This window comes from Runella rosea (assembly GCF_003325355.1).
In the GTDB taxonomy this organism is placed as follows: domain Bacteria; phylum Bacteroidota; class Bacteroidia; order Cytophagales; family Spirosomataceae; genus Runella; species Runella rosea.
In genome coordinates this window covers 79,288-87,933 of the sequence record NZ_CP030852.1, presented here as the reverse complement: position 1 = coordinate 87,933, position 8,646 = coordinate 79,288, and the positions used below count along the sequence as shown (strand labels likewise).

Sequence of the window (8,646 nt, the reverse complement as noted above, 5' to 3'; positions counted from 1 at the left end):
TTATCTTTTTATCGAGCAACTCCGACGCGGAAACCTTCGCCAAAGCGAAAAATACGGCCCCTGTAGCCTTTATGTCTAAGCCATTCCGAATCCGTGATTTAAAATATACGATTGAATTAGCCATTGAAAACTCCGAAAAAGAACCAAAAGATTTAAAACTGGTCAAAACCCTGAATGCACTCCGTGCCTCAGCGACCGGCTTTTTATAAAGACAAAAGACCGAATGGAGCGTGTTTTCTTTGATGATATTTTATGGGTTGAAGCCGAAGATTATTACTGTAAATTATTTCTAAAGAAAATGATATTCTGCTTACACAAAATTTGGGAAAATTAAGTGAAGCCCTCGAAAACCGCCCTGAATTTATTCGAGTGCATCGCTCTTTCATTGTTAACCTTAAACATGTAGAGCAAATACGGGAACTTCATCTTCATATTGGAAGTAAACAGATCCCTTTAAGTAAGTCCTCGAAAGATGAGTTAATGAGCCGGCTTCGAAAAATTTAAGTAATTTTTCTATTTATATTAACTCAAAATGCAATTTTTGACTTCTTGAGCTATTTTAAAACGGATAAATGGTATTTTTCTTTTAGCTCTCATTACTTTATCATGCACTGAGTGAGGGATATAAATGATTATTACAAGGCTTTAAAAGTAGAATCTAAAAACATCAATTTACTGGCCAAAATTGGCTATTCACTGAAAATAAAAGCACATTCACTGAAAAATAGGCACTAATTATCTCCTTCAACAAACCATACAAAGCATTGTAAAAGGCACATAAAAGCCAAAATTATCCTTAAAAGGCAGCTGAATTTATAAGACATACAAAATTTTCACTTTCCCTGTAAATTTCTGTGATTTAATACCACATCCCTGTTAAAGATTAGCGCTTTCCCTGTGAATAATGCACAATTCAATGGAAAATGGGCGTTCTTCACTGAAAATATTTGGTATTCTTTAGGGTATCAATCATTTTTGATATATCAATGTTAGGATAAAGACTCAAAACAAAGTATTCTCAAACGTTTTAACCCTTCGGCAAGCACTGCTGAAAAACTCTATATCAATTGTGCTTGGTCCTGTAACACTCTTGTGGTAAGCTAATTTGTCAATCTATTTTTTGTAGGTCATGACTGATTTTGTTTTGCCTCTGATTTCAAGTGTACTTATTCAAGGTGCATTTGTGGAGATGTGCATTTATATTTATTGTAACCCCTAAACCCGGTAACACTTTTGACCTCATTAATTACAAATTCGAAAAAGAAACTACTGTTTGAAGTTTCTTGGGAAATATGTAACCAAATTGGGGGAATTCATACAGTAATTCGTTCAAAAATTCCATCAATGATGGATAAATGGGGAGATGGCTACATAATGATGGGCCCCTATTTTGCTCAAAAGGCAGTAGAATTTGAACCGATTGATTATCCGAATGATTCCCCTGTTGGCAAAACAGTAGAAAAGTTACGAGGTATGGGTCTAACCATACATTGTGGCTATTGGTTGCTGGTAACAGGTAAACCAAGGGTAATTTTATTTGATTTAAACTGTATTTGGTCCAAACTCAGTCACCTCAAAACCGAGTTTCAGGAGCAACATAAAGTACAGGATTTTGGAACAGACCCATTGGTAAATCAGGTACTTGCATTCGGTGAAATGATTCGGCTTTTTATCGTCGAATTCATGGCGGTCAATCCGATTTCCAATGAAGTTGTTGTCCATTTTCACGAATGGATGACGGGGAGCGGTTTACCTAAATTGTTCGCCAAAAAAGTAAATATCGCTACGGTATTCACCACCCATGCAACCATTTTAGGGCGGTATTTAGCCCAAAATGAACCAGATTTTTACAAAAAACTCGAGAAATTTGACTGGCGACAAGAATCCCGCCGCTATGGCATTGAGGCGCAGGTCATTATAGAACGCATGGCTGCCCAAAGTGCCGGCACTTTCACCACCATCAGTGAAATTACCTCCCAGGAATGCATTCATTTTCTAGGAAGAGTACCCGATTTGATTACCCCCAATGGCATCAAGTTGGAAAAGTTTCCCCTCTTCAAATTAGAAAATTTGCATCTGCAATACCGGAAGCACATCCATAAGTTTATTATGGGTCATTTTTTCCCGAGTTATTCATTTGACCTCAACAAGACCATTTATTTTTTTACGTCAGGTAGATTTGAATATAAAAACAAAGGATTTGACATTACCCTTGAAGCACTTTCCCTGCTAAACACTAAAATGAAGCAGGCACGTATGGATACCACAGTGGTGATGTTTATCATTACCAATCAAAAAGTTAGGTCGGTCAATGCTTCAGTCATTAACTCACATTCTGTCCTCAACGAATTGGAAGAAACCTGTAAGTCTATTCAAAGGGAAGTGGGCAGTAAACTCTTCAAGAGTTTTGTAACGGACGATCAGATTCAACTACCCAATCTTAATTCTTTTGTGAGTGAATACCTCCAACACCGAAGAGTAAGAACGATTCTGAGCTGGCGGTCTGAAAATCAACCCGCTTTTCTAACCCACGATTTGGCACAGGATGACGAAATCACTGATTATTGTCGGCAAACAAATCTCCTTAATAATCAGAAAGATAAAGTCAAAGTAGTTTATCACCCCGAATTTATCACCTCCTCAAATCCCCTATTTGGGCTTGAATACGGTCAATTTGTCTGTGGATGCCATTTAGGGATTTTTCCGAGTTTTTATGAACCATGGGGTTATACACCTCAAGAATGCGTGGTGGCGGGAGTGCCAACGGTGACCAGTAATTTATCGGGTTTTGGGCATTATGTTACCCAAAACATGAAAAATCACGACGACCGAGGTATCTATGTCGTCAATCGTAAATCTCAAACGTATACTGAATCCGTTGAGCAGTTGACCGATATCATGTTTCGGTTTGTCAAAAAGACCCGCCGCAGCAATGAATCTGAGCGCAACAGAATGGAAAATGTACTAGAAAAATTTAGTTGGAACAACATGCGCACGCATTACGACACCGCGCACGAAATAGCCTTGAAACGGAAAAAAAACATCCCTCATCCCACCGCTTCCGCCGTCGAGGCGAGCGATGTGTATTGAGGTAAAAAAGCATTATCAAAGATCTAATTATTGTAATCAATTTATCGTTCATCATAGATTTTTTCTCTTTTATGTCTAAGAAAATTTTGGCTATCCTGTCTGAGTACGGGTACTGGGGCGTTGAGTTAGTCGGGCCCCTCGAAAAATTGGAAGCCGCCGGTTATACCGTCGAGTTCATGACCCCTAAGGGTAAAAAGGCGCAAGCCTTGCCCCCAAGTTATGACACTACTTACGTAGATCCACCGCTTGGTACATGCGTAACTACGCCCGAAGCGGCCGAAAAAGTAAAAGCTTTTGAAGCTACCAATCGCTTAGAGCAACGCCGCAATCTTTCGGAGGAAGTTCCAGAAAGACCTTATTTCTCAACGCCAAACTTCTTGAGGGCGTTTGAGCAGTATTTTGCAGACTTAAAAGTAGCTCAGGAAAAACTGACGGAAGAATATGCGGGTCTTTTATTGGTAGGCGGAAGCGGCCCAATCATCGACATGGTAAACAACCAGCGCGTTCATGACCTCATTTTAGGTTTTTACAAAAAAAATCAGCCTATCGGTGCGATTTGCTACGGTGTTGCTCCGTTGGTTTTTGCCCGTGATTTCAACGAGCGTATTTCCATTATCAAAGGCAAACACGTGACTGGTCACTGCATTGAGTATGATTATCATGATGGTACTGGATTCCTCAACACTGACCTCAACATGGGGCCTCCACCGTATTGCCTTGAATACATTCTGGCCGATGCCGTTGGACCCGAAGGTCAATTCCACGGAAATTTTGGCAAAGAAACTTCCGTTATCGTGGATTATCCATTCATTACTGCCCGCTCTCTTCAATGTTCATTCGAGTTTGGCGACCAATTTGTAAATGTGCTTGATAAAGGAGTAAAACGGTATGGCTGGTAAAACAGGTAATCAAAAAATCGTCGAGCAGTTTTTGGCCGACGGGATGGACTTTATGTTTGGAAATCCGGGAACGGTTGAACAGGGTTTCCTGGACGCCGTTGCCGAATACCCCGACATGAAGTATATTCTTACGTTGCAAGAAAGTATTGCCGTTATGATGGCGGATGGGTATGCTCGGCATACCCAACGCCCTACGTTGGTGCAGCTGCACAGCTCTCCCGGGATTGGGAATGCGGTGGGTGCGGTTTACCAAGCCAAAAGAGGCCACGCGCCACTGGTGGTGATTGGGTCGGATGCTGGTACGCAATACATGAACATGGATGCGCAAATGGCCAATGATTTAGTGGCAATGATGGCTCCCGTCACAAAGTTTTCGACAATGGTAATGGATTCAAAATCATTGCTGCGAACCCTCAGAAAAGCCGTAAAAATTGCCTCTACCCCACCGATGGGACCCGTGTACGTTTGTTTACCCATGAACGTCCTCGACGAAGTCAATGAAGAGGAAGTATTCCCGACCTGTATTCCCTCTACGCGGGTACTTCCTGACCCTGAGCTGATTACCCAAACGGCAAATATGCTTTTGGCTTCCGAAAAACCCATGATTTTCATCGGGGACGGAGTCGCCTATTCAAACGCCATTCCTGAGTTAACACAGGTGGCTGAACTCATCGGTGCCGAAGTATACGGAGTGGATTTTGGAGATGTTATTTTTGATACAACCCACCCGCTCTACCAAGGCACCACAGGGCACATGTTTGGGTCTTACAGTCTCCCCATTACAACCAAAGGAGATATAAACCTAATCGTTGGCACTTACATGCTACCAGAGGTATTTCCTGAAACGGGTGATATTTATGCTCCTGGGGCCAAGGTGGTGCATTTCGACCTCAATAGTTACGAAATTGCCAAGAACCACCGGGTTGATGTAGGCGTAGTCAGTGACCCCAAACTTTCGCTGAAAGCACTGGCCGATGCGTTGAAATCAGCCATGACGCCCGAATTTAAAGCGGCGGCGGCGGCCCGGGTTCACCAGATTGGGGATGAAAAAGCCAAAAAACATTCTGCCGAACTGGCCAAAGACCAAGACGAACCCGCCAGAGAAACCTTACGGATGGCGCAGTTTGCCGAAGTACTGTCTCGAAAATTGCCTTCAGATGCTATAATTTTCGACGAGGCCTTAACCAATTCACCCGCCATTACCCGCTACATTCCACCGCGTCAGGCAGGTCATTACTTTGTTACCCGGGGCGGTTCGCTTGGGGTTGGTTTTCCCGGTGCCATTGGGGTAAAACTGGCAAATCCTGAGAAAGTCGTGATTGGATTTTCAGGAGACGGTGGCAGTATGTACACGATTCAGGCGCTTTGGTCGGCCATAAGACACAAGTCTGGGGCTAAGTTTATCGTCTGCAACAACGGTTCTTACAAGTTGCTTCAACTCAACATTGACGTTTATTGGAAAGAACGCAACATTGATAAGCATGACTATCCACTGCCCTTTGATTTATCTTACCCCGCCATCCGATTCGACCTTTTGGCCCAATCCATGGGCGTCAAAGCGGTTCGGGTAGAAAAAGAATCTGAAATCCTGCCTGCCATTGAAAAAATGCTGGCCGACGATGAGCCTTTCCTGATTGACTTGGTGCTAGAGGGAGATTATAAACCAGACTTAATTAAAATCAATTGTTCTCATTAATATCAGTTGACGTTATTTAAAACTTTCCTAAACCTTTAATGAAATCTCACTGTCATTACATTATTATCGGAGCAGGCGCTTCGGGGAGCGTCATTGCAAACCGACTCAGTGCCGACCCTTCCGTGCAGGTAGTGCTGCTTGAAGCCGGAGAATGGGATCAAACCGCCAATGTTGTCGAACCAGGTGGCTTTGTAAAATTGTGGGGTTCTCAGCTCGATTGGTCACTTCCAACCACTCCTCAACCCGCAATGGCTGGCCGCGAACTGACCATCAATCAGGGAAAAGTAGTGGGGGGAAGTACTTCCATCAATGCCATGATGTACGTGAGGGGCAACCCCGCCAACTTCGATCAATGGCAGGCCTTGGGGGCCGACGGTTGGAGCTACAAGGATGTGTTGCCTTATTTCAAAAAATTGGAAGATTACCAAGGCGGTGATCCTAATTTTAGAGGTACAGGCGGCGAAATCTCCGTTCGTGATTGTCCAGACGACGTAATGCGCTCTGAGGAATTCTTGCAGGCAGCCGTCGAACTCGGTTATGATGGCCCCCATTGGGACTATAACGGTGAGCGGCAAGAAAATGGAGCGGCATTGCTTCAGTTTCACATCACCCCAGAAGGCCAACGCGCTAGCAGTGCCACCGCTTTTTTGCAGCCTATTCTTGACCGTCCAAACTTTTCGCTCATTACGGGTGCCGAAGTAACGCGTATATTGATCATGGATAAGAAAGCAATTGGCGTTGAATACCAGCTAAACGGAAAAATTGAGCAACTCCTGGTGGAGAAAGAAGTGATTGTCAGTGCGGGAGCGCTAAGTTCTCCTAAAATCCTCTTGCTGTCGGGCATTGGTGAGGCTGAACATTTACAAAGCGTGGGCATTCCAGTACAGCATGAGCTGCCAGGCGTAGGTAAAAACTTGCAGGATCACGTGCAGTTGCCAGTTATTTTTCGTACCAACGACGGTCCAATGACCACTTTATTGACGGGCAATGCGTTGTTTGTCAGGACCAACGAAAATTCAGTTGGGCCAGATTTACAGCTCAATTTTACCCCGAGCATTCCCGCGCCTTTAGCTCCTGTTTTACCCGATTTCGGTGGAAATGTCTGCATTTTTCTCCCGATTCTAGTGCAGCCTAAAAGCGTAGGCGACGTCAAACTTCGTTCAGACGACCCCCACGACAAACCGCTCATTAATCCCAATTATCTGGAGCATCCCGACGACATGGAGGTATTGCGAAAAGCCATTCAACTGGTTCGTAATTTGAGCAACACCCAAGCGTTTGCGCCCATTAATGGGGGTGAGTTAGCGCCCGGCCCTGGAGATCCTGATGGGTTCATTCGCACCCAAAGCTCAACGCTCTGGCACCCCGCAGGTACTTGCAAAATCGGTACGGACGACTTAGCGGTGGTAGATTCCCGCTTGCGTGTGCACGGAATTTCCAGCTTGCGCGTAGCCGATGCCTCAGTGATGCCAAACGTAACGAGTGGCAATACCGTGGCGGTCTGCTTTATGATTGGCGAAAAAGCCGCCGACATGATTTTGGCAGACGCCTAAATTGAATGATTAATAATTCTTGATTTGAAGTAACTAAACCAGCTTATAAATTTTAATTTCTACAAAAATGTCACAAGGCAACCCAAACAAAGCCATCGCGCGTCGGTACTTTCATGAAATCATGAACCAGGCGAATAAGGATTCAGCCTATGAAATTCTGTCAGAAGACTTCGTTTTTACGTTACCCACTCACCCCGAGCCCTTCCACGGGCCAGATGGTTTTTTGGGTCTGGTAAATATGTTACATAGTGCTTTCCCAGATTTTTACATTGACCCCCAAGACATGGTGGCAAGTGGAGATTGGGTGGCTACGCGCTGGGTAGGTGGTGGTACGCACGTTGGTGGGCCATTATTGACCGTAAAAGGCAATTTGGAAGCCACAGGAAATTACTTCCAGATAGATGGAATGACGTGGCACACCATCAAAGACGGCAAAATTACTGAGTCAATAGGCCACGAAGATACGCTCGGATTGATGATGCAACTCGGCGTAATTCCCGCTCCTGAAATCGTGGAAGAAACCACTCCTGAGCAAAACGAGGCTTTAGCGATGCGTTATTTCCAAGACATCATGAGTGAAGGTAGACTGGAAGTAGTTGAAGAAATTTTGGCACCCAATTTTGCCTTCATTATTCCTACTCAACCGGAGCCAATTACGGGATATGAGGCCTTCAAAGGCTTCGTAATGTACCTCCGCAATGCATTCCCCGACATTCAGTTTACGGCATTGCGCCACATGAGCGAAGGCAACAAAGTAGCCAGCCGTTGGCAAATTACGGGAACTCACTTGGGAGAGTTCTTGGGAGCACCCGCAACCGGCAACAAAATCAAAGATTTTGGCATCGACATTTTCACCATTCGTCACGGCAAGATTGTGTCTGTCCACGTAAACGAAAATGATTTCGGTCTCATGCAGCAATTAGGCGTTATTCCTGTCTAAATAAACTTTGTTCTTTTTAACCGAAAACGTTAACTCTTTTCTCATGTCAATTGAAGCCAACAAAGCAGTGGTTACCCGGTACTGGATTGACCTTTGGAACAAAAAGGACGAAAAGGTAATCGACGAGATTACCCTGCCAGACGTAAAATTACACTTTCCGCCCGGTCAGGCTCACCAGCCACCCTCGTTTCAAGTGTGGTTAAAAACCGCACTCATTGCCTTTCCAAATGTTCATTTTACGATCCATGATTTGGTAGCTGAAGGTGATAAGGTCGTTTGCCGGTGGTCTTATACTGCCACAAATACGGGTGTGTTTTTGGGAAACCCTGCCACCAATCGTGATGTGACAGACCAAGGAATCAATATGTTTCGCATCCAAGACGGGAAGATTGCCGAAATGTGGATGTCGGGCGATAGTCTCGGTTTGTTGCACCAACTAGGTGTTATTAAATAAACAATAATACCTCC

At 44.2% G+C, this 8,646-nt stretch carries 8 protein-coding genes; all 8 read left to right on the top strand.

Features of this window, described 5'->3' with window-relative positions:
• Positions 1-209, top strand: a 209-nt coding sequence (locus DR864_RS29015) for a response regulator (protein ID WP_510186840.1), incomplete at its 5' end; no start/stop codon positions are given.
• 73 nt (positions 210-282) lie between these two features.
• Positions 283-504: a LytTR family DNA-binding domain-containing protein gene (locus tag DR864_RS30580; protein WP_114070644.1), complete on the top strand. Its 222-nt coding sequence runs from the start codon at positions 283-285 to the stop codon at positions 502-504.
• Positions 505-1,233: 729 nt separating this feature from the next.
• On the top strand, positions 1,234-3,090 hold the full coding sequence (locus DR864_RS29005; RefSeq protein ID WP_114070643.1) for a glycosyltransferase family protein: 1,857 nt from the start codon (positions 1,234-1,236) through the stop codon (positions 3,088-3,090).
• Between the two features lie 71 nt (positions 3,091-3,161).
• Positions 3,162-3,989, top strand: coding sequence for a type 1 glutamine amidotransferase domain-containing protein (locus DR864_RS29000; protein ID WP_114070642.1), 828 nt, complete (start codon positions 3,162-3,164; stop codon positions 3,987-3,989).
• Complete coding sequence (locus DR864_RS28995; RefSeq protein ID WP_114070641.1) at positions 3,979-5,685, top strand: thiamine pyrophosphate-binding protein; 1,707 nt, start codon at positions 3,979-3,981, stop codon at positions 5,683-5,685. The genes DR864_RS29000 and DR864_RS28995 overlap by 11 nt, the downstream gene beginning before the upstream one ends.
• Before the next feature lie 38 nt (positions 5,686-5,723).
• A complete protein-coding gene (locus DR864_RS28990) occupies positions 5,724-7,238 on the top strand; it encodes a GMC family oxidoreductase (RefSeq protein ID WP_114070640.1) in 1,515 nt (504 codons plus the stop codon).
• Positions 7,239-7,305: 67 nt separating this feature from the next.
• Positions 7,306-8,178: an ester cyclase gene (locus DR864_RS28985; protein WP_114070639.1), complete on the top strand. Its 873-nt coding sequence runs from the start codon at positions 7,306-7,308 to the stop codon at positions 8,176-8,178.
• A gap of 43 nt (positions 8,179-8,221) precedes the next feature.
• Positions 8,222-8,632, top strand: a complete 411-nt coding sequence (locus DR864_RS28980) for an ester cyclase (RefSeq protein WP_114070638.1) — start codon at positions 8,222-8,224, stop codon at positions 8,630-8,632.
• Positions 8,633-8,646 lie beyond the last annotated feature (14 nt).